Origin of the sequence: Acinetobacter sp. WU_MDCI_Abxd143 (assembly GCF_025514195.1) — a bacterium.
Taxonomy (GTDB): domain Bacteria; phylum Pseudomonadota; class Gammaproteobacteria; order Pseudomonadales; family Moraxellaceae; genus Acinetobacter; species Acinetobacter pittii_H.
The window spans coordinates 1,007,601-1,028,927 of the sequence record NZ_JAHPTH010000001.1 but is presented as its reverse complement, the minus strand read 5'-3'; the positions used below and the strand labels follow the sequence as shown (position 1 = coordinate 1,028,927).

The following is a 21,327-nucleotide window of genomic DNA, read 5'->3' as shown; positions in this document are numbered from 1 at the left end:
GGCACTGACTATCCGGCAGTGAACAATGGTGACGGCACCTGGACGCTTGCAGACAATACACTGCCTGCGTTAACTGATGGTCCACACACCATTACCGTGACTGCAACAGATGCAGCAGGCAATGCAGGTACCGATACAGCAGTGGTGACGATTGATACTAGCGTTCCAGTAGTATCTTTAGATGATGTGGTTACTAATGACACGACTCCTGCTTTAACAGGGGCGATTAATGACCCAACAGCAACCGTGGTGGTGACTGTGGATGGTGTTGACTATCCAGCGACAAACAATGGCGATGGTACTTGGACGCTTGCAGACAATACTTTACCTGTATTAATAGATGGTCCTCATACTGTAACTGTAACTGCAACTGATCCAGCTGGTAATACGGCTACAGATACAGCTACGCTTACTATTGATACCGTCCCTGCAGACCTGATCGGTGCGATCACGATTCCTGAAGACTTAAATGGCGACGGTATCTTGAATGCAGACGAGCTTGGTACAGACGGCAGCTTCAATGCACAAGTGGCGTTGGGACCTGATGCAATCGATGGCACAGTAGTGAATGTGAACGGTACTAACTACACCGTGACTGCAGCTGATATTACCAACGGCTTCATCACTGCAGCGATTCCTGTGACAGGCGAAGGCCCTGTGACCATCCATGCAGAAGCAGTGGATGCACAAGGTAACGTGGATGTTGCAGATGCAGACGTGACAGTAACGGTTGACACAGTTCCTGCAGACCTGATCGGTGCGATCACGATTCCTGAAGACTTAAATGGCGACGGTATCTTAAATGCAGACGAGCTAGGCACAGACGGCAGCTTCAATGCACAAGTGGCGTTGGGACCTGATGCAATCGATGGCACAGTAGTGAATGTGAACGGTACTAACTACACCGTGACTGCAGCTGATATTACCAACGGCTTCATCACTGCAGCGATTCCTGTGACAGGCGAAGGCCCTGTGACCATCCATGCAGAAGCAGTCGATCCACAAGGTAACGTGGATGTTGCAGATGCAGACGTGACAGTAACGGTTGACACAGTTCCTGCAGACCTGATCGGTGCGATCACGATTCCTGAAGACTTAAATGGCGACGGTATCTTGAATGCAGACGAGCTAGGCACAGACGGCAGCTTCAATGCACAAGTGGCGTTGGGACCTGATGCAATCGATGGCACAGTAGTGAATGTGAACGGTACTAACTACACCGTGACAGCAGCTGATATTACCAACGGCTTCATCACCGCAGCGATTCCTGTGACAGGCGAAGGCCCAGTAGCGATCCATGCAGAAGCAGTGGATGCACAAGGTAACGTGGATGTTGCAGATGCAGACGTGACAGTAACGGTTGACACAGTTCCTGCAGACTTGATCGGTGCGATCACGATTCCTGAAGACTTAAATGGCGACGGTATCTTGAATGCAGACGAGCTAGGCACAGACGGCAGCTTCAATGCACAAGTGGCGTTGGGACCTGATGCAATCGACGGCACAGTGGTGAATGTGAACGGTACTAACTACACCGTGACAGCAGCTGACCTTGCAAACGGCTACATCACAGCAGCTCTGGATGCAACAGCAGCAGATCCTGTGACTGGTCAGATTGTGATTCATGCTGAGGCTGTAGATGCACAAGGTAACGTAGATGTTGCTGATGCAGATGTAACAGTAACAATTGATACAACTCCACAAGATCTGATTACAGCGATCACGATTCCTGAAGACTTAAATGGCGACGGTATCTTAAATGCAGACGAACTCGGCACAGACGGCAGCTTCAATGCACAAGTGGCGTTGGGACCTGATGCAATCGACGGCACAGTGGTGAATGTGAACGGTACTAACTACACCGTGACAGCAGCTGACCTTGCAAACGGCTACATCACAGCAGCTCTGGATGCAACAGCAGCAGATCCTGTGACTGGTCAGATTGTGATTCATGCTGAGGCTGTAGATGCACAAGGTAACGTAGATGTTGCTGATGCAGATGTAACAGTAACAATTGATACAACTCCACAAGATCTGATTACAGCGATCACGGTTCCTGAAGACTTAAATGGCGACGGTATCTTAAATGCTGCAGAACTTGGTACAGACGGCAGCTTCAATGCACAAGTGGCGTTAGGACCTGATGCAATCGATGGCACAGTAGTGAATGTTAACGGTACTAACTACACCGTGACAGCAACTGACCTTGCAAACGGCTTCATCACAGCGACTCTTGCCGCAACAGCAGCAGATCCTGTGACTGGTCAGATTGTGATTCATGCTGAGGCTGTAGACGCACAAGGTAACGTCGATGTTGCTGATGCAGATGTAACGGTAACTCTAGATGTTACTCCACCTGATATCACTACAACTGTGTTAGCAATTGACCCAGTTACTGCTAATAACATTCTAGATGCGACAGAAGCGGGTGGATCAGTGACTTTAACAGGTACATTGACCAACATCCCTACAGATGCAGTAACAACAGGTGTTGTGGTTACTGTAAATGGTATTGACTATACAGCCACAGTTGATGCCGTAGCAGGTACTTGGACAGTTGATGTGTTAGGTAGTGGTCTTGCAGCAGATTCAGACTTAACTGTTGATGCTACTGCGACATTCACAGACCTCGCAGGAAACGCTAGTACACTTCAAGATACACAAACTTATACTCTTGCAAGCTCTATCATTGCTTTCGATAACACTGATACAGCAGTACTTGCACCTCAACCATTGCTTGTACAAGACGATGCAGCACTAGGAAGCAACACTTATCTAGCACTTGTATCACTTGCTGGACTTGATTTGCAGTTAGGATCAGAGTCAATTGGCTTTACAGTGGGTGCTGGTCAAGAAGGCAATGCGACCTTCACTTACAGCGCTTTAATTGGAGTAGATGCATTATCTGATTACTCTCTAGTAGTTCAGAAACTTGACCCAGTAACAGGCCAATGGACTTCGGTCTATGGTGGTGGTGAGGCTGATATTCTTGATCTTACTTTACTAGGTTCAACTCCTGGTGTGGTTCTTGATGGTCTAGAAGAAGGACAATACCGCGCATTCATGACTTACAACGGTCTTCTAGGTATCGGTTTACTGGGTACCTTAACTGGCACAATGGATGTTTATGACACAACACAAGTAGGTGGCTACTACACTGAAGTTGCTGAAGGTAACGTCATTACAGAAATAAATGATGCAGGTGAGGTAGATGTTGTAACTCCAACAACAGTTATAAGTGAGGTTAATGGTCAGCCTGTTGTAGCAGATGGCACGAGTATCACTGGTACTTACGGTACATTAGTGATCAACCTGGATGGTTCATACACTTATACGCCTACTGCTAGTGCAGCAGGTGTAGGACAAACAGATCAGTTTACCTATACCTTAATTGATCCTGTAACTGGTGATACGGCTCAAGCAAATCTCAATATTCAATTGAGCTCTGTGAAAGCGGTAGACAATGTAGTGATGGCAGAAATTAATCCTGAGCCATTGCTTGTGGCAGACGATGTTGCTCTAGGCAGTTCAACTTACCTTGCAGCAGTATCGTTAGCAGGTATCGACTTACAATTGCTTGGTAACGACGCAATTGAGTTTACTGTTGATCCAAACCGCGAAGGTACAGCAACGTTCACATTCGATGCGATAATCACAGCAGATTTACTCAGTGATTATGCGATTGTTGTTCAGAAATTTGATGAAGCAACAGGTCAATGGGTATCGATTGGTGGTACTAACCCAGAAGCTTCACTCATCGATTTATCACTTATCGGTGGAACACCAACAGCAGTTCTTGAAGGATTGGATGCCGGACAGTACCGCGCATTCATCGGATATGAAGGTTTACTTGGTGTAGGTTTGGGCGGAACATTAACTGGTACGATGGATGTCTATAATCCATACATCGTGGCTGGTTACTCTGTTGAACCGATCTCTGGTAATGTCATCAAAGATGCGAGCCTCACTGGTGAAGTTGATGCAGCAAGCAGCAGTGCTGTGATCTCTCAAGTGAATGGTGTTGCGGTTGACCCAGTTGCTGGTGCAACAATTACTGGTACATACGGTACATTGGTGATTGACCAAGATGGTAACTACACTTATACCCCAACTGTAGACGGAGCAAACCTAGGTCAGGTAGATCAATTTACCTACACCTTGCTTGATCCTGTAACGGGTAACACTTCTGAGGCAACACTTTACGTTCGTCTCGATAGTGACAGTGTAGATATGACTTGGAACGATGCAGATCCATCTCAACCAGCTGTAATTACTAGTCCGCTTCCAGTAGATGCGATGGATAACGTTGCTTCAGCTGAAATAGACATGGTTTATCCAGTAACGACTGAGGTACTTGATAACGCGATTAGCTACAACTGGTTACTCGGTGTCGGTGGTATCGTTATCGGTTCTAAAGAAGGTACAGCGACATTTACAGTTGATCCAGGTAATCTGACTGATGCGATTATTGCAGTGAACTTTGGTTCGGTTGCTACGGTTGTCGACGGTTTACATGTGGTATTAACACGATTAAATCCAGATGGCACTCGTACTGTAGTTGCAGATAGCTCTGATACTGGCGTGATCGATTTGTTAGGTATCTTTGGTTCTGAAGTTCAATTCAAGATTGATAACTTAAGTGCTGGTACTTATGAGTTGTTCATGGAAAGCAACACATTACTTACAGCTTTAGGTAGTGTGACTGCGGATATCACATTGAATCATGGTGATATTACTCAACCGCCTGTACTGGTTGTTGATCCTGTAACTGGTAATGTACTCGCTGATGATAACTCTGCTGTTTACGGTACAAACTATGTGCCGGACTACATTACGACAACTTCTGTAGTAACCACGGTGACAGCTGAAAATGGTAATACGGCTACAATTGTAGCGGGTACTCCAGAAACGATTATTGGTGCATACGGAACTCTGACTATTAATTCAGATGGTACTTATAGCTATCAGGCAACTGCGGATATGGCAAATGTAGGTAAAGTTGATAGCTTCACTTACACAGTGACAGATCCAGTTACTGGTAGAACTGATACCGCTACATTACATGTTCAAGTTGGTTCGCCAGATGTTGATGTAACTTGGAATACAGCAGATCCTTCGGCAGATGCTACACTTCCAACGCCATCAGTAACAGCTGATATAGATGATGCAACAATCAGCATGGCACCAGTGGTAGACCCAGTTGTAGATGTTGCGAGTGGTAACGTGACTATTGGTAACCTAGCTGGCTTCCCACCACTACCTGTATTAAGCAGTACAGTAACCTCTAGCGAGTTTACAATAGCTGCAAATACAGTAAGTGATGTACATGTACAGTTGAACTACACTGCATCGTTAAGCTTGTCGGCTCTTCCAACGACTGGATATACAATTCAGCAATTGGTTGGCGGAACATGGGTAAATACAGCGTACTCTGGTTCTGCGACAGCATTAGCAGGTGTGTTGGGTGCCCCAGCATATTCAGCAGATGTACCTCATTTGTCAGAAGGGACTTACCGTGTTGTATTCAGCTTATCAAGTCTGATTTCTCTAGGTGCTGTAACTCTAGATTCTGTAGTGACAACTACAGCGACTCATCTAGATCAATACACACCAGATGGTCAAACCGACTGGATTACTGGTAACGTTCTTACTAATGATGTGGTAGAAGGTACTCAGCTCTATGTAATGAACTCAACAACTGGTACTTATGAACTAGCTGCTGGACAAGGAGTTGATACAGGTGAAGGCACATTGTATCTATACAATGATGGTTCTTACTTCTACAAACCATTAGACAGCGCTGCAAATGCGACAGTTGATGTGATTGATTACAAGTTAGTTTCGGTGATTGATGGTAGTGAATACACTTCTTCATTGACGATTAACTTGAGTCAAGAGTTGAATAGCCTTGCAGTGAGTACTGCGGCAAATGATACATTTGCTCTTGGTAATGGCTCTGATACCTTGATCTACAACACATTAACAGCTGCAAGCGTAACTAATGCAACTGGTGGTAATACAACAGCTGGTGGTGTAGATGTATGGACTGACTTCCATGTAGGTAATACTGCAACGGATGATCAGGCTGATAAGATTGACTTAAGTAACTTGTTAATTGGTTCACAAACTAACTTAACAATCGGTCAATATGTGACAGTAAGTTATGATGCTGGTACTCAAACTGCGACAATCAGCGTAGACCGTGATGGTGGATTACTTGTAGAAGGTACTTACACTGAAACACCATTGCTTCAATTGACTAACCTCACTGGTCCAGTCACATTGAATGACTTGATCAACAATGGTCAAATCATTTTCTAATCTGATAAGTGACTTATAAAAAAAAGAGCCTTCGGGCTCTTTTTTTTATTTTTAAACAATACGTTAACTTAGCTTTTTATATGTTCATGCTATGATGGATTGAAAACTTTATAGAACAACAAATAACGGATAGGGACTGATTTCGAGTGACAGCATTTTTAAACTTCCAAAGACAACTGAACCTTTGGTTAGAACATATCGCTCCACATGCTTCCGCTTTTCAGGATGAAACAATTTTATTTATATCTTATGGGCCTAAAGACCAAAGATGTAACGTATGGCATAGTGAAAAAACAAGCTTTTCACAAGCAAAAATACAATTATTAGCTTTCATTAATGACCAGTTTGCACATGAGCCACTTGTTGATTATATAAAAATTGATATTGCATATAATTTAGCAAGACAAGCTTGGAAAGTAGTAGAGCAGCAGGTCCATCACCAATTTCATAACAACCACTATCGTCGAGGTATTGGATTTGATGAACAATGTTCGGTTGCATTTCTTGAGCAAGAGATTTATGGAAAAGCAATCATTCGAGGTTTGAGCTATGACAAACCCAATTTTTTTGATGAAACAAACCTAAATTACGCGGTTAAGCAAAAATATAACGCGACTAAACCACAGATTAAACTACAAGAGCTACAAGACATTTGGACTTTTGATACCTACGCAGCATTTTATGAAAATGGGCAATTCATTAATTTAGCGAGCGGTTATGATGCGAATGGTATTAGGGCGATTTCGAGCAATAAGAAACAGCATTTTCAGTCGTTAATTGAAAAAAATTCGGCATTTTTGCATGATCAGATTCAAGAAAATGGCAAACTTATCTATGGCTATTTTTCTGCTTATGATCGGGACATCCGTAACTATAATACGGTACGCCACTGTACTTCGGTGTATGCGTTGCTAGAAACATTTGAAGTGCAGAGCAAGCCAGAGTATTGGCCCAAGGTATATGCTGCCATCCAATATGCGCTGACCAACTTTTATAAAGAAAAAGACTCTGAAATCAGCTTTATGATTGATGGTAAAGAAGGGGAATTTGAAATTAAATTAGGTGCCAATGCGGCTGCTATTTTAATGTTAACTAAATATCAAGAAATTACCCAAAAAAATGATTATCAAAAATATGCAGAAAAACTAGCAAATGGTATTTTAAAATTAGTCGATTCAAATGGCTCAACAACTCATGTATTAAATTATCCAGATTATGATTTAAAAGAAAAATTCAGAATTATTTATTATGATGGTGAAGCTGCTTTAGCTTTATTAAGGTTATATCAAATTAACCAAGATTCTAGATTATTAGAAACTGTTAAATTAATGTTTGAATATTTTATTAAAAATAGATATGAAAAATATCATGACCATTGGTTAAGTTATTGTACTAATGAACTCACTAAAATATGCCCTGAAGATAAATATTTTATTTTTGGATTAAATAATTATTTAAAACATTTTATTTTTATTCGAAATCGAAAAACGACTTATGCAACTTTATTAGAAATGTTAATGGCTGCTTATAAAATGGTGAACCGTTTAAAAGAGCAGGGGCGCATAGCACTTTTTGAGCAGGCGTATATGCCTGAGCTTCAAAAATTAATTGAATTCAGAGCGGATTTTCAAACGACAGGCTTTTTTTATCCGGAAATGGCGATGTATATGGCGCGGCCCGATAAAATTTTACATGCTTTTTATATTCGCCATGATCGTTTTCGAGTACGGATTGATGACCAAGAGCATAACTTATCAGGCTACATCGCTTATGTAAAAGATTACAAAGGTGATGAGTCATGAAGTATCAACCCGTTGAAATCAAATTATTAGCTCATATCGATACTACAAATTTTGATGAAGCTATATGGCAATTCGAGTTTGATGATGATATTTCAACACTACTTCTAATCGACTACGCATTAGAACAATTTCAGCAAAAAAAAGTACAAGCTCAAGATGTCTATGTTGTGTCACAAAATATGAGTAAGCAAATTGGACAGCAAAATCTAGGTTTAAAAACGTCTGAAAGTTATACATTTACCGAGTTATTGCAGTTCTTAATTTTTACTCAAGCAGCAGATGTAAAAGATGCTTTAAGTAAGATGCTCTGCGGTACAAATGAGCAAGCATCTTTAATTTTTTCTAAAAGAGCCGCTACCTATAACTTAACCCTAAAAAATGCAAGTGCCCAAAATCAGTTAAAACATTTGTTTTTATTGCTTAGAAAAATTTTTAGTTACCCAGTTGAAATAAAAAAACTTTTTTTTATTAAAGAGCTTATTTTCAAAGGAAAGTCCTATCTTCCTCAGACCTTATTAATGGCACAGAACGTAGTAGAGGTCTTATATCTTACGAATTCTTTTAGAAAAATTTATCTGACTTTCTTTGAAGAAAACCAAACTATAGGTTTCTTTTTATTCTTAGATGATATTCATCGTGCTGAGCACTTGATTCCTTACTATCATTGTTTTCAAACACAGAAGGTAACATCTAAAATTTGCTCTGCTCCAAGTGGCATTATTAACATTTTGGGGGATACCTACTTTGGGGAAATCTACACTGAAAAGCGTAAGGCGAGAGGACAAACGGATGCTCTGCAGCAATATGGATATGATTATTCATTCGATAAAATAAAAGCCTTTTTAGGTGAACATGACTTAAATATTGCTAACTTTGAAGCGGTCTTTGCGTTAGAAACTCAATCACCTTTAGACCATAAAAAGCCTTTTATTCTTAAAGCTGATGCTGAACAAACATTAGTAGCATTCAAAAATATTCACCTTAATCATGTGGTGTTGGCAAACAACCATCTAAAAGACTATGGGGATCGTGGGCTGACCTATACATTACAACAGTTGGATCAGGCTAACATTTCTTATATTGGTGCTGGTGTAAACCAAAAAGATGCTCATAGCTACTTTGAAATCACTTTTAATAACAAGTATTACGCTATTTTTAACGGCTATTGGCACAGAGACACGGCCTATTTAGATTATGATTTTTATGCTTTAGGTCATAAGAGTGGGGTCGCGTGTTTAAATGGTGTTTTGCTTGAACAAATAGGTCGCTATAGGCTGACTCATCCTGAACATAAAATTATTGTTATTTGCCATTGGGGTGTCGATTTTAAACCCATTACAAAAGAGCAGAATAAGCTTGCTGCAATTCTAACCCAAGCGGGTGCAGATCTTATCGTTGGTCATGGGGCTCATACTATTCAACCTGTCCAGAACATCAACCAAAAGCCAGTCGTGTTTGGTATTGGCAATGCTGTGTTTAATAGCAATGGCGAATATGAAAAACACAATGCTTTACCATTTGGTTGTATAGTAAGGTTAGATTTGTCAAAAGACTTACTTCGTCTTTATCCAATTTACACCAATAATTTGAAAACATTTTGGCAGCCGTATCCAGTCAATGCTGAAGATTTCTTAAAGGCGAGTATCTACATGACATCTTTACTGACTCCTGAAAATTACATCGCTACCCAAGATAATTTAGGGGCATATATTGAAATTAAATTTTAGGGATATTGTTTGTATGTCGATAAAATAGTTTGAAGTTGTACTGGCGTAAATCCTAAATTTCTTAAGCCACCACTGCCTAATTTACATTCGGCGCTTGCCATGATGTTGGTTGGAGTACGCTTTGTAGCTTTTGGCGCACAAACATGTTTTAGTCCAAACACATGTCCCATTTCATGCACGCTACCAGCCTGAATATTATAATTGAGGCGGTTCCAGTCTAATAAAATAAAGGGTTTGCCATTATTACGAAAAGCTCTACTTGTTACATCTTCAAATTTCCATTTCGTTGAGTAGGCATCATAAATAAAAACAATCACTTCTTTACTTGCAGTTCGTTTCGGAAAACACGTATTTACACTGGCAGGAATGGTTTCAATCGTAATTGGGTAGGGCTGATTAATCTGTTGTTTTAAATCACAATGTAATTTTGAAAACTCTTCATAAGGAATATAACGATGTAACTTAAATTTAAAAATTTTATTATTTTTATCATCTACATAGTATTTATTTAATATTTTAATTTCCTTACGCATCTGTTGATAATTATCAAACTTTGTAGCTTCTGGAGAGTTGGTGGTAAATACAAAAGTAACCGGAATAATAGGGCGACCATCTGTAGAGACTTTAGGTGTTTCTCCTAAAGGAAGAGGAGGGCGTGTAGTACAAGAAACGCATAGTAAAGTGCCAGTAATCACCAGTAATGTTTTTTTCATGCAGATTTCCCTCAAGCCCACCTTGGATTGCATTTAGTTTTGTTCAAAATTTTTTATATGATATGAATGATGTCAATTTTTATGGAGTCCACTTTGACAACTCAGTATGAACTACATCGGCAAATTTTAGAAGTCATTGCTTTGATTCCTTACGGAAAAGTTGCAACCTATGGACAAGTGGCTCGTATGGCAGGATTACCAAAACATGCAAGATTAGTCGGCTATGTTTTGAAACATCTTGAAGCTGATCATCAAGTTCCTTGGTATCGTGTAATTAATTCTCAAGGCAAAATTAGCCTAAGTAAGTTTAATAAAAAGGGTGAAAATATTCAGCAATTAAAGTTGGAAGCTGAAGGCGTCTATTTGTTAAATGGTAAAGTTAACTTAAAACAGTTTGCTTGGCAGCCTTAATGTTCAGATTAGAGCCTAATTACATATGAAAAAGAAGAATAAACGGTTTAGTAGAGCAATATTATTTTTAAGTTTGATGGCACAGATGAGTTATGCTGAAAAGGAGGACATCAGCTCAACCTTTTAAGAAATACTCAACCTTTTAAGAAATAAAAGCCTATCTTGCTCAATTTAGCCAGACAGGCAGTCACTCTTTAGCGCACAATTAAAACAGGAATATGGCTTTCACCTAAGACTTTTTGTGCCACGCTTCCTAACACAAGTTTTCGGACCCCAGTACGGCCATGAGAGCCCATAACAATTAGATCAGCATTTAAATCTTGGGCAGCCTGAATAATTTCCTCATGTACGATGAAACCTTCCAGCAGTTTAGTTTCAACAGTGATGCCTTCATTAGAAAATTGTTGTTTTGCTTGTTCTAAAATATCGAGTAAATAAGTTCGTGTGCGTTCAATCAGCTCGTTGGTTTCACCAGTTTTTACATAGGCATCAGCAATAAATGGATCAAGTGCCATCACCTGTACAACTGTAATTTTACTATTTAACGCTTTTCCCAGCTTAATGGCCTCTTTCATGGCGACCATAGAAGTTTCAGAACCGTCAATTGGAACCAGAATATGTTGATATAACATGAGTATTTTCCTTATTGTAATGATGCTTATTTATTAATACTTTATACTTATTTTTTGACGATTTAAATTCAAGCACGTAATCATTTGTGATTTTATAACAACAAATTTTTTTAGATAAATTTTTATAAATTGCGCAAATTTTCTATATGTGTAGATAAAGCATCAATATCATCAGTTTGAAGATATTCACGTATTTTCAAAATTTGCTTCTCATCTAAATCATAAAGTTTTAAAGCAAGTAGTTTGTCGATTTGTTCTTGAGGAAAGCGATATTTAATAATTTTCGCGGGCACCCCACCGACAATTGCATAAGGAGGAACATCTTTAGTTACCACGGCTCCAGTGGCGACCACCGCACCTTCACCCAGTTTGACACCTTGCATAATCATTGCACGGCTACCAATCCAGCAGCCATCAGCAATAATAGTATCACCAGCCGCCAAAAAACTACGAGTATCAAAAGGAAAAGTTGAAATCCAATCGGGTCTATGAAGCTGATTGCCACCCATCATGATCACGCACTCAGCGCCAAAACAAACAAAATTGCCAATATAAAGTTGGTCAATCGGTTTCTCTGGCGTTGAAGCTTTGTCATGTAAATAACGTACTACACAACGTTCAAAGCCTTGATCCCAATAGGCCGAATAGTAAGAATAATTTCCTTTAATATGGATATTTGGATTTCTCACAGTTTTGGAAATAAACTCAAATTCGCACCAATGACGAACAGGGGAGCCAATTAACTTTTCAGCCATAAGGGAAATATAAAAAAGAGAATACGCCATTATACCGAATTGCGATTCAAGCTGAACCCATAATCTCAGCCCAGCCATTGAATCGAATGTTAAAGCGCGTGCTAATTTGAACTAATTATTATGAGGAATACGTGCAATAACTTTAATCTCAAAATCAAAGCCTGCTAACCAAGTTACGCCCACAGCGGTCCAATTAGGATAAGGCTTTTGTGTAAAGATCTGATTTTTAACTTTCATAATGCTTTCAAACTGCCGTTCAGGATCAGTATGAAAGGTGGTGACATCAATAATATCATCGAAATTACAACCAGCTGCTTTCAGTGTCTCTGCTAAATTCTTAAAAGCTTGGATCACCTGTTTTTCAAAATCAGGTACAGGTGAGCCATCTTCAAGGCTACCAACTTGTCCTGAAACAAAGAGTAAATCTTTCGATTGAATTGCGGCTGAATAACCATGCTGTTCATATAAGGCATGGCGGTCTTTAGGAAATATTGCAGTTCTCATCAGGTTTGTTCTCCTTCAGTATTTAAATACCAATCAGTAAATGTTGCTCAGGTTTGACATACGACTCGTATGTAAACATAATTGACATACGAGGTGTATGTCAATTAAAATTTTTTGTGATGACTATCTGGTGAAATACATGTCTGTTCGTGAACAAAAGATGGCGGAAACCCGCAAGAAACTGATTGAAGTAGCACGTCGTGCATTTGCTGAATATGGCTATGCAGATACTTCAATGGATAAACTCACGGCAGAAGCAGGGTTGACCCGTGGGGCGCTGTACCATCATTTTGGTGACAAGCGTGGTTTATTTGCTGCAGTGGTCGATCAAATTGATTCACAGATGGCAGAATATGCCCAGCAGCATTTAGAGCAGCCTGATGATCTTTGGGAAGGATTGCTACTTGAAGGGCAGACCTATATTCAAAATGCTTTAAATCCTGAGTTTCAGCGTATTGTGTTACGTGATGGACCTGCAGTGCTGGGCGATCCAGCGCATTGGCCAAGTCAAAACAGATGTCTGCAGTCTACCCGTAAGTGCGTTGAACAGCTATTGACAGCAGAACAAATTAAAATTGTAGAGCCAGAAGCGGCAGCAGTGCTTTTAAATGGGGCTGCCATGAACGCAGCATTATGGGTAGCTTCTAGTGAATATCCTGAACAGGTACTTCCTGAAGCCTTAAATGCTTTTAAAATCTTTGCATCAGGCTTTTTAAAAATGCATAGTGAACTTTTTTAATAATTGTTTGAAATATAAAAAACCCCTCAATTGAGGGGTCTTATAACTTAAGTATATCTATATAAAAATTAAATATATTCTACACTTACGATTTCATATTCCACTTCGCCTTGAGGAGTAACGATTTTTACTTCATCACCTTCACTCTTGCTCAAAAGGCCACGTGCGATTGGTGAGTTCACTGAGATTTTATTGATTTTAAAATCAGCTTCATCATCACCAACAATTTTATAAGTCTTGCGTTCTTCAGTATCAAGGTTTTCAATCGTTACCGTAACACCGAATACAACACGACCGTTTTGTTCTAAGTCTTTAACATCGATGACTTGTGAAGCACCTAATTTACCTTCGATATCTTGGATGCGTCCTTCACAGAAACCTTGCTGTTCACGAGCAGCATGGTATTCTGCATTTTCTTTTAAGTCCCCATGTTCACGTGCCTCGGCAATCGCTTGAGTAATACGTGGACGTTCAACAGATTTCAGATGTTGTAATTCTTTCTCTAAGGCGATTTTACCTTCAGGGGTCATTGGATAACGTTGCATTTCGGTCCCTCTTAAGTTGAGAAAACACAGTTAAAAAAATGAAAAAATCCCGCCACCGATAAGGTGACGGGACTTATCGGTAAAAAATTAACCTACAGTTAAATCTTGCAAGCGGTATACATCCATTGGCAATTTCACAGCAAAGGCTTGGCAAACAGCTTCTGCACCATTGATTGTCGTTGTGTAATACACTTTGCCTTGTAGGGCAGCACGACGGATCATTGCAGAGTCATATTGAGCCTGTTTACCTTCAGTGGTATTGACAATAAGGTGTATTTCACCATTTTTCAAGCGGTCAACAATATGTGGACGACCTTCAGTAACTTTATTTACAGATTCACACTCTAAACCTGCTTCTTTAAGCACTTGGTAAGTACCACCTGTTGCAACAAGCTTGAAGCCATACGCAACTAATTTCTTAGCGATATCAGCAATGTATTTCTTGTCAGATTCACGTACTGATAAGAAAGCATGTTTTACTTCGCCTTCAGTTGGTAAGCCTGGTAAGCGTTCATTTGAGCCTAAAACAGCTTTATAGAATGCTTCACCAAATGTTTTACCTACACCCATCACTTCACCTGTAGACTTCATCTCAGGTCCAAGCATAGGATCTACGCCTTGGAATTTAGCGAATGGGAAAACTGCTTCCTTCACAGCAAAGTGAGTTGGAATGATTTCTTTAGTAAATCCTTGAGATTCAAGAGATTGACCTGCCATACAACGCGCAGCAACTTTCGCTAAAGAATCACCAATACACTTCGATACGAATGGAACTGTACGTGAAGCACGTGGGTTAACTTCTAGAACGTAAATATCGTCACCTTTTACAGCGAACTGAACGTTCATCAAGCCTACAACACCAAGTTCTTTTGCCATTGCAATCGTTTGACGACGCATTTCATCCTGAATTTCTTTAGATAAAGAATAAGGAGGAATCGAACATGCAGAGTCACCTGAGTGAATACCTGCTTGTTCAATATGCTGCATGATACCGCCGATCACAACGTCTTTACCGTCAGATACACAGTCAACATCAACTTCAGTTGCGTCATCTAGGAAACGGTCAAGAAGAACAGGGGCTTCATTAGATGCTTGAACTGCTTCACGAAGGTAACGTTTAAGTTCTTCTTCGTTATATACGATTTCCATTGCACGACCACCTAATACATAAGATGGGCGAACAACAAGCGGATAACCTACTTTTGCAGCTTCAGAGATACCTTCTTCAGCAGATTTTACAATACTGTTGTTTGGTTGACGAAGCTGTAAACGTTGAATCATTTGTTGGAAACGTTCACGGTCTTCAGCACGGTCAATCGCATCTGGTGATGTACCGATAATTGGAGTACCTGCTTCTTCTAAAGCACGTGCCAATTTAAGCGGAGTTTGACCACCGTACTGTACGATTACACCTTTAGGTTTCTCTGTACGTACGATTTCAAGTACATCTTCAAGTGTTACAGGCTCGAAGTATAGGCGGTCAGATGTGTCATAGTCGGTAGAAACAGTTTCAGGGTTACAGTTCACCATGATTGTTTCATAACCGTCTTCACGCATAGCTAAGGCAGCGTGTACACAGCAGTAGTCAAATTCGATACCTTGACCAATACGGTTTGGACCGCCACCAATCACCATGATCTTGTCACGGTTTGATGGATTTGCTTCACATTCTTCATCGTAAGTTGAATACATGTATGCAGTACCAGATTCAAACTCTGCTGCACATGTATCAACACGTTTGTAAACTGGATAAACACCCAAGTTCCAACGTTGTTTACGGAATTGCTTTTGTGAAATGCCCATGAGGTGAGCAATACGAAGGTCAGATAAACCTTTACGCTTGAACGAACGGATGTTGTCAGCGTTTAAGTCACCAAAACCTAAAGTTTTCACTTGAGCTTCAGTTTTAACGATGTCTTGAATCTGAATAAGGAACCAACGGTCAATTTTAGTTGCTTCGAAAACTTCATCTAAAGAGAAACCATGACGGAATGCATCCGCTACGTACCAGATACGCTCAGGACCCGGAACTTTAAGCTCTTTTAAAATAGTTTCTTTTGCATTTGCTGCACCAGCTTCGATTTTTTCATCAAAACCGCTTACACCAACTTCAAGACCACGTAATGCCTTTTGCACAGATTCTTGGAAGTTACGGCCAATTGCCATAACTTCACCAACAGATTTCATCTGTGTGGTAAGAACTGGTTCTGCTTGTGGGAATTTCTCGAAGTTAAAACGAGGAATCTTCGTTACAACGTAGTCAATTGATGGTTCGAAGCTTGCAGGAGTTATGCCACCAGTGATGTCATTTTTCAATTCATCAAGGGTATAACCAACCGCAAGTTTTGCTGCGATTTTAGCAATCGGGAAACCTGTTGCTTTAGAAGCAAGCGCAGATGAACGAGATACACGTGGGTTCATCTCGATCACAACCATACGTCCGTCTTTCGGGTTAATACCGAACTGGACGTTAGAACCACCTGTTTCAACACCAATTTCACGAAGAACTGCAACTGAAGCATTACGCATCAATTGATATTCTTTGTCAGTTAATGTTTGAGCTGGTGCTACAGTGATTGAGTCACCAGTGTGTACGCCCATTGGGTCGAAGTTTTCGATCGCACATACGATAATACAGTTGTCGTTTTTGTCACGAACAACTTCCATTTCGTATTCTTTCCAACCAATTAAAGATTCATCAATCAATAACTGGTGAGTAGGAGAGAGGTCAAAACCACGTTCACAAATCTCAAGGAATTCTTCGCGGTTATATGCGATACCGCCACCCGAACCACCCATTGTGAATGATGGACGGATAATTACCGGGAAACCAAAGCGTGACTGGATTTCTAAAGCTTCTTCCATTGTTTCGGCAATGGCAGCTTTTGGACATTCCAAGCCAATTTTACGCATAGCGATATCGAAGAGTTTACGATCTTCGGCTTTCTCAATTGCGTCTTTAGTTGCACCAATTAATTCAACATTATATTTTTCAAGAACGCCGTGCTCATCAAGTGCAAGAGCACAGTTCAACGCAGTTTGGCCACCCATAGTTGGCAATACTGCATCTGGACGTTCTTTTTCAATAATCTGTGCAACTGTTTGCCAAGTAATTGGCTCAATATAAGTCGCATCAGCCATTGAAGGGTCTGTCATAATGGTTGCTGGGTTAGAGTTAACCAAAATAACACGGTAGCCTTCTTCACGAAGCGCTTTACAAGCTTGAGCACCTGAGTAGTCAAACTCACATGCCTGACCAATCACAATCGGGCCAGCACCAATAATTAAGATGCTTTTAATATCCGTACGTTTAGGCATTGTTCGCTCCTTAATTACTGTTTAGATGCTTCGATAAGTTCAATGAAATGATCGAACAATGGGGCACAATCATGTGGACCTGGGCTTGCTTCAGGGTGACCTTGGAAGCTGAAAGCTGGTTTGTCTGTACGGTGAATCCCTTGTAAGGTGCCATCGAACAATGATTTATGCGTTGCTTTTAAGTTAGCCGGTAATGTTTCTGCATCTACAGCGAAACCATGGTTTTGTGAAGTAATCATCACTGTACCATCTTCAAGATTTTGTACAGGGTGGTTAGCACCGTGATGACCATGGTTCATTTTTACAGTTTTTGCACCAGAAGCGAGTGCCAAGATTTGGTGGCCTAAGCAAATACCAAATACAGGTAATGTTGTGGTTTCAACAATAGTTTTTACAGCTTCGATTGCGTAATCACAAGCAGCCGGATCGCCTGGGCCGTTTGAAAGGAATACGCCATCTGGATTAAGTGCCAAAACTTTCTCAGCCGGAGTTTCAGCAGGTACAACAGTGAGTTTACAACCGCGGTCTGCAAGCATACGCAAGATGTTGGTTTTGACACCGTAATCGTATGCAACCACGTGATATTTTAATTCGGGTTGAGAGAAGCCTTGGCCTAGAGTCCATGAACCTTCAGACCACTCAAAGCCTGTTGGATCACAGCATTCTTTTGCAAGATCTAAACCATTTAAACCGCCAAAAGCACGAGCTTTGGCAATTGCTTCTTCTTCAGTAATATTTTCGCCAGCAAGGATGCAACCATTTTGTGCACCTTTGTCACGTAAAATACGCGTTAATTTACGTGTATCAATATCCGCAATCGCAACAACATTGTGCGCTTGCAAATATTCACTTAAAGACTGTTCAGCACGGAAGTTGCTGTGTAGTAGTGGAAGATCACGAATAATTAAACCATTCGCCCATACTTTATGGATACGACCAGATTCAACGTCTTCCGCGTTGCAACCAGTGTTACCAATATGAGGGTAAGTTAATGTCACAATTTGTTGTGCATAACTTGGGTCAGTCAAAATTTCTTGATAGCCTGTCATGGCTGTGTTAAAAACGACTTCTCCAGTCGTACTTCCCGTTGCGCCGATTGACGTTCCTTTAAAGATCGTTCCATCTGCGAGGGCTAAAATGGCGGGGGTGCTCAAACCAAAGCTCCTGAATTTCGGCTGTAAAAAAGCGAGTAGACCCAAAAAAGATAGGCGATGTTGTGATAAAACATGCCCCTCCCTATCGGTCTGCTCGCTTGTAACTTAACAGCGCATTATACGCATGGAACCTTAAAAAGTCTATTTATTTTCTGCTAAAAAATATAATTCATTGCTTGCTTTTTACAAAAAAATTATCTACTCATCCGAATCAAGTACTTTTGATAAATTGTCTAACAATTTGCAAGGTCGATTTTTAGAACTGGATTTATTGTATTGTTAGTTAAAAAATAACCAATACGAGGAAATAGCATGAGTAATGATCAAGTTTCAAAAGATGTGAGCGAGAAAGTTCAAGCAGTAGTTGATTCGGTAAAAGCTGAGGTGAATGAAGTGAAAAAAACCGTAGCAGCTACTACAACTAAAGCAAAAAGAACAGCAACTGCTAAAACTGCGCAAGTAAAAGAAAGTGTTGCAGAGAAAAATGAGCAGATTAAAGAAGTTGCTACAGAAGCGAAAACTCAGGTGAAAGAAGCTATCACTGAAACTCAAGAGCAGCTCAAAGAAGTTTTAAGTGAAACTCAAGAAAAAATTGAAGCTGAAACTCATGAGTTAAACAAGAATATTCAAAATCAATTTGTTCAAATTAAACAAGATATTTTGCAACGACTAGATGTGATTAAAGCTCAGTTTAGCACCTCACAAGAAGGACTATCTGAACTTAAAAATGCTTTGAAAGCAGAAATTAACGCACTTATCGAAGATTTGACTAAAGTCAGTAAAGAACTTAAAGGTGATATTAGCCAGATTTCTTTGAAGCACAAAGATTCATTAAGTGAAAGTATTAAGCGTACTAAAAATAATGCAGTTGAAGCTTGGAATAAAGCACGAGATAACTAATGATCTTAGCCTTTAGCCAGCTATAAAAAAAGCGAGAATTAATTTCTCGCTTTTTTACTTTTAAAACTGATGTAACCAGTCACGCTTATTATGGAAATCTGCACTTTTTCCACTATGCTGCATTGCATAGTACTGCATACCTTCTTTGGTTTTTAAAACTGCAGTTAAACCTAAATAAAGGTTTGCCCATTTCAAGCGATGCTGTTGCATAAATTGTCCCAAATCAAGACTAACATTTAAGCCATAATGAGTACGCTTGAGATGGTTCAGTTCGATATCGTAAGCAGCAAGGGGAGGCATACTTTCTGGATAGCGATATTCTTCAAACTGATAAGACTGCCATGCTTGAGAAGGGGAAAGGTTAATTTCCCGATAATAATCTTCATCATGCACGCCAACAAAAATTTCGAAACAAGTTTCTTCCCACAAAAAATCCTGACGAGGATGAGCCGCGACTTCTTGGGGCCAGACAATGAGTTGATTTGGATCACGAATCCAAAAACCGACATTTAAGGTGTGCGGTGCTTGCTGTTCAATTGCGCCAACAACAGAAACAGCATGAAAACGATCAAAAGCTGAAAGTTCGTAACTTGCCATAGTTTGTCAAATCAAATTAGTTTGCTAGATGAGCGTGGCGAACAAGATTAGACAAATGCTGGTTTTGCTTAGCTGCTTTTTTGTAAAGTAGAACAATTTTACCAATCTTTTGCACAGCTTCTGCGCCAGTCGCTTCTACAATTGCATCAATTACAGCAGTACGTGCTTCACGGTCTTCACCAGCAACTTTAACTTTGATAAGTTCGTGGTCGTTTAAAGCACGAAGAGTTTCTTCGATAACAGCATCTGTTAAGCCTTGTCCACCAATCATGACAACCGGATTAAGCACATGACCAATTTGACGTAAACGTTTACGTTCATGGATAGATAAAGCGGCCATTAAAAATACCTGATTTTAAAAACGACTTAGTATAGCAAAAAACTTAAATTCAGATGTACGAAAAACTGTATAAATAATCGATCAACATTATTGGAAAAAAACTGTAAAACTTGGTGAGATTACGCTACATCCGTACTGTAATGAGAGTAATTTTCACGTACAATGAACGATCAGAAGTTTTTTTGATATTTAGTGAGTTATGGCAACACGCATTACAAACCAGAAATTGTCGAAAAGTAGTCGTGCGTGGATGAGGGAACATCTAGACGATCCTTTTGTAAAAAAAGCACAAAAGGAAGGATATCGTGCGCGAGCAGCATATAAACTTCTTGAAATCCAAGAAAAATATAAGTTGATCAAGCCAGGCATGACAGTGGTAGATTTGGGTGCAGCTCCTGGTAGTTGGTCTCAAATTGCTGGAAAACTTGTGGGTAGCAAGGGATTAGTGATTGCTTCCGATATTTTGCCTATGGATGCTTTGCCTGATGTCACTTTCTTACAAGGCGACTTTAGAGAAGAAGCTGTATTTGAAAAATTGTTAAATATTTTAAATGGGCGACAAGTAGACATTGTAATTTCTGATATGGCCCCCAATACATCAGGTAATAGGGCTGTTGATCAACCTAGACAGATTTACTTATGTGAACTGGCTTTAGATTTTGCTCAAAAGGTTCTTGGTCCTAATGGACAGTTTGTGGTTAAAGTGTTCCAAGGCGCAGGATTTGATGAGTTTCGTAAACAAGTGGTTGATAGTTTTGATGTGTTAAAGACAGCAAAACCAGCAGCTTCTCGGGCGCGCTCTAAAGAAGTTTTTTTGGTTGGACAAGGGCGTAAGAAAGCATTGCAATAAAGTTTACTTGCCAAGCTCC

General features: G+C 40.2%; 16 protein-coding genes and 1 pseudogene. 8 read left to right on the top strand and 9 right to left on the bottom strand.

All coding sequences use genetic code 11. The annotated features are described in order from the left end of the window. From KTI79_RS04765 to KTI79_RS04755, 3 genes are all read left to right on the top strand, one after another. Positions 1-6,321: BapA/Bap/LapF family large adhesin (locus KTI79_RS04765; RefSeq protein ID WP_262468268.1), on the top strand; the 6,321-nt coding region annotated here is incomplete at its 5' end. A gap of 146 nt (positions 6,322-6,467) precedes the next feature. After that, a complete protein-coding gene (locus tag KTI79_RS04760; protein WP_032052811.1) occupies positions 6,468-8,123 on the top strand; it encodes a poly alpha-glucosyltransferase in 1,656 nt (551 codons plus the stop codon). Beyond that, positions 8,120-9,850 carry a CapA family protein gene (locus KTI79_RS04755; protein ID WP_032052812.1) on the top strand — a complete coding sequence of 577 codons (1,731 nt, stop codon included), beginning with the start codon at positions 8,120-8,122 and terminating at the stop codon, positions 9,848-9,850. The genes KTI79_RS04760 and KTI79_RS04755 overlap by 4 nt, the downstream gene beginning before the upstream one ends. Here the strand turns inward: KTI79_RS04755 and KTI79_RS04750 are convergent. Continuing rightward, the gene (locus KTI79_RS04750) at positions 9,847-10,563 is read right to left on the bottom strand and encodes a hypothetical protein (RefSeq protein WP_002115569.1); all 717 of its coding nucleotides are present in this window, start codon (positions 10,561-10,563) and stop codon (positions 9,847-9,849) included. The genes KTI79_RS04755 and KTI79_RS04750 overlap by 4 nt on opposite strands. Before the next feature lie 81 nt (positions 10,564-10,644). On the opposite strand from KTI79_RS04750, the gene KTI79_RS04745 reads away from it, so the two are divergent. Then, positions 10,645-10,974 (top strand): MGMT family protein, encoded by a 330-nt coding sequence (locus KTI79_RS04745; RefSeq protein ID WP_079284116.1) that lies wholly within the window; start codon positions 10,645-10,647, stop codon positions 10,972-10,974. A gap of 194 nt (positions 10,975-11,168) precedes the next feature. Here the strand turns inward: KTI79_RS04745 and KTI79_RS04740 are convergent, their stop codons facing one another. From KTI79_RS04740 to KTI79_RS04730, 3 genes are all read right to left on the bottom strand, one after another. Next, positions 11,169-11,606 (bottom strand): universal stress protein, encoded by a 438-nt coding sequence (locus KTI79_RS04740; protein WP_032052815.1) that lies wholly within the window; start codon positions 11,604-11,606, stop codon positions 11,169-11,171. 122 nt (positions 11,607-11,728) lie between these two features. Next, positions 11,729-12,361: a CatB-related O-acetyltransferase gene (locus KTI79_RS04735; RefSeq protein WP_032052816.1), complete on the bottom strand. Its 633-nt coding sequence runs from the start codon at positions 12,359-12,361 to the stop codon at positions 11,729-11,731. A 111-nt stretch (positions 12,362-12,472) separates the two neighbouring features. Further along, positions 12,473-12,865, bottom strand: a complete 393-nt coding sequence (locus tag KTI79_RS04730) for a RidA family protein (protein WP_079284085.1) — start codon at positions 12,863-12,865, stop codon at positions 12,473-12,475. A 139-nt stretch (positions 12,866-13,004) separates the two neighbouring features. Between KTI79_RS04730 and KTI79_RS04725 the strand changes: the two genes are divergently transcribed. After that, on the top strand, positions 13,005-13,604 hold the full coding sequence (locus tag KTI79_RS04725; RefSeq protein WP_032052818.1) for a TetR/AcrR family transcriptional regulator: 600 nt from the start codon (positions 13,005-13,007) through the stop codon (positions 13,602-13,604). A 68-nt stretch (positions 13,605-13,672) separates the two neighbouring features. Here KTI79_RS04725 and greA read toward each other — a convergent pair whose 3' ends face one another. From greA to carA, 3 genes are all read right to left on the bottom strand, one after another. Beyond that, the gene (greA, locus tag KTI79_RS04720) at positions 13,673-14,149 is read right to left on the bottom strand and encodes a transcription elongation factor GreA (protein ID WP_016140177.1); all 477 of its coding nucleotides are present in this window, start codon (positions 14,147-14,149) and stop codon (positions 13,673-13,675) included. Positions 14,150-14,236: 87 nt separating this feature from the next. Then, the gene (carB, locus tag KTI79_RS04715; RefSeq protein WP_032052821.1) at positions 14,237-17,467 is read right to left on the bottom strand and encodes a carbamoyl-phosphate synthase large subunit; all 3,231 of its coding nucleotides are present in this window, start codon (positions 17,465-17,467) and stop codon (positions 14,237-14,239) included. Between the two features lie 14 nt (positions 17,468-17,481). After that, entirely contained in the window at positions 17,482-18,621 is a 1,140-nt protein-coding gene (carA, locus tag KTI79_RS04710; protein ID WP_016146221.1) for a glutamine-hydrolyzing carbamoyl-phosphate synthase small subunit, read from the bottom strand. 136 nt (positions 18,622-18,757) lie between these two features. Here carA and KTI79_RS04705 point away from each other — a divergent pair. Together KTI79_RS04705 and KTI79_RS04700 are read left to right on the top strand one after the other, a co-directional pair. Continuing rightward, positions 18,758-18,904, top strand: a pseudogene (locus tag KTI79_RS04705) (hypothetical protein); the annotation flags it as partial. A 29-nt stretch (positions 18,905-18,933) separates the two neighbouring features. Then, positions 18,934-19,521 carry a hypothetical protein gene (locus KTI79_RS04700; RefSeq protein ID WP_086376159.1) on the top strand — a complete coding sequence of 196 codons (588 nt, stop codon included), beginning with the start codon at positions 18,934-18,936 and terminating at the stop codon, positions 19,519-19,521. A gap of 60 nt (positions 19,522-19,581) precedes the next feature. On the opposite strand, the gene KTI79_RS04695 is transcribed toward KTI79_RS04700, so the two are convergent. Both KTI79_RS04695 and yhbY read right to left on the bottom strand, forming a co-directional pair. Further along, positions 19,582-20,118, bottom strand: a complete 537-nt coding sequence (locus KTI79_RS04695; protein WP_002115550.1) for a DOMON-like domain-containing protein — start codon at positions 20,116-20,118, stop codon at positions 19,582-19,584. A gap of 16 nt (positions 20,119-20,134) precedes the next feature. Beyond that, positions 20,135-20,458 carry a ribosome assembly RNA-binding protein YhbY gene (gene yhbY / locus KTI79_RS04690; protein WP_002115576.1) on the bottom strand — a complete coding sequence of 108 codons (324 nt, stop codon included), beginning with the start codon at positions 20,456-20,458 and terminating at the stop codon, positions 20,135-20,137. 199 nt (positions 20,459-20,657) lie between these two features. Here yhbY and rlmE point away from each other — a divergent pair, with 199 nt between their 5' ends. Continuing rightward, positions 20,658-21,308 carry a 23S rRNA (uridine(2552)-2'-O)-methyltransferase RlmE gene (rlmE, locus tag KTI79_RS04685; RefSeq protein ID WP_000235573.1) on the top strand — a complete coding sequence of 217 codons (651 nt, stop codon included), beginning with the start codon at positions 20,658-20,660 and terminating at the stop codon, positions 21,306-21,308. Positions 21,309-21,327 lie beyond the last annotated feature (19 nt).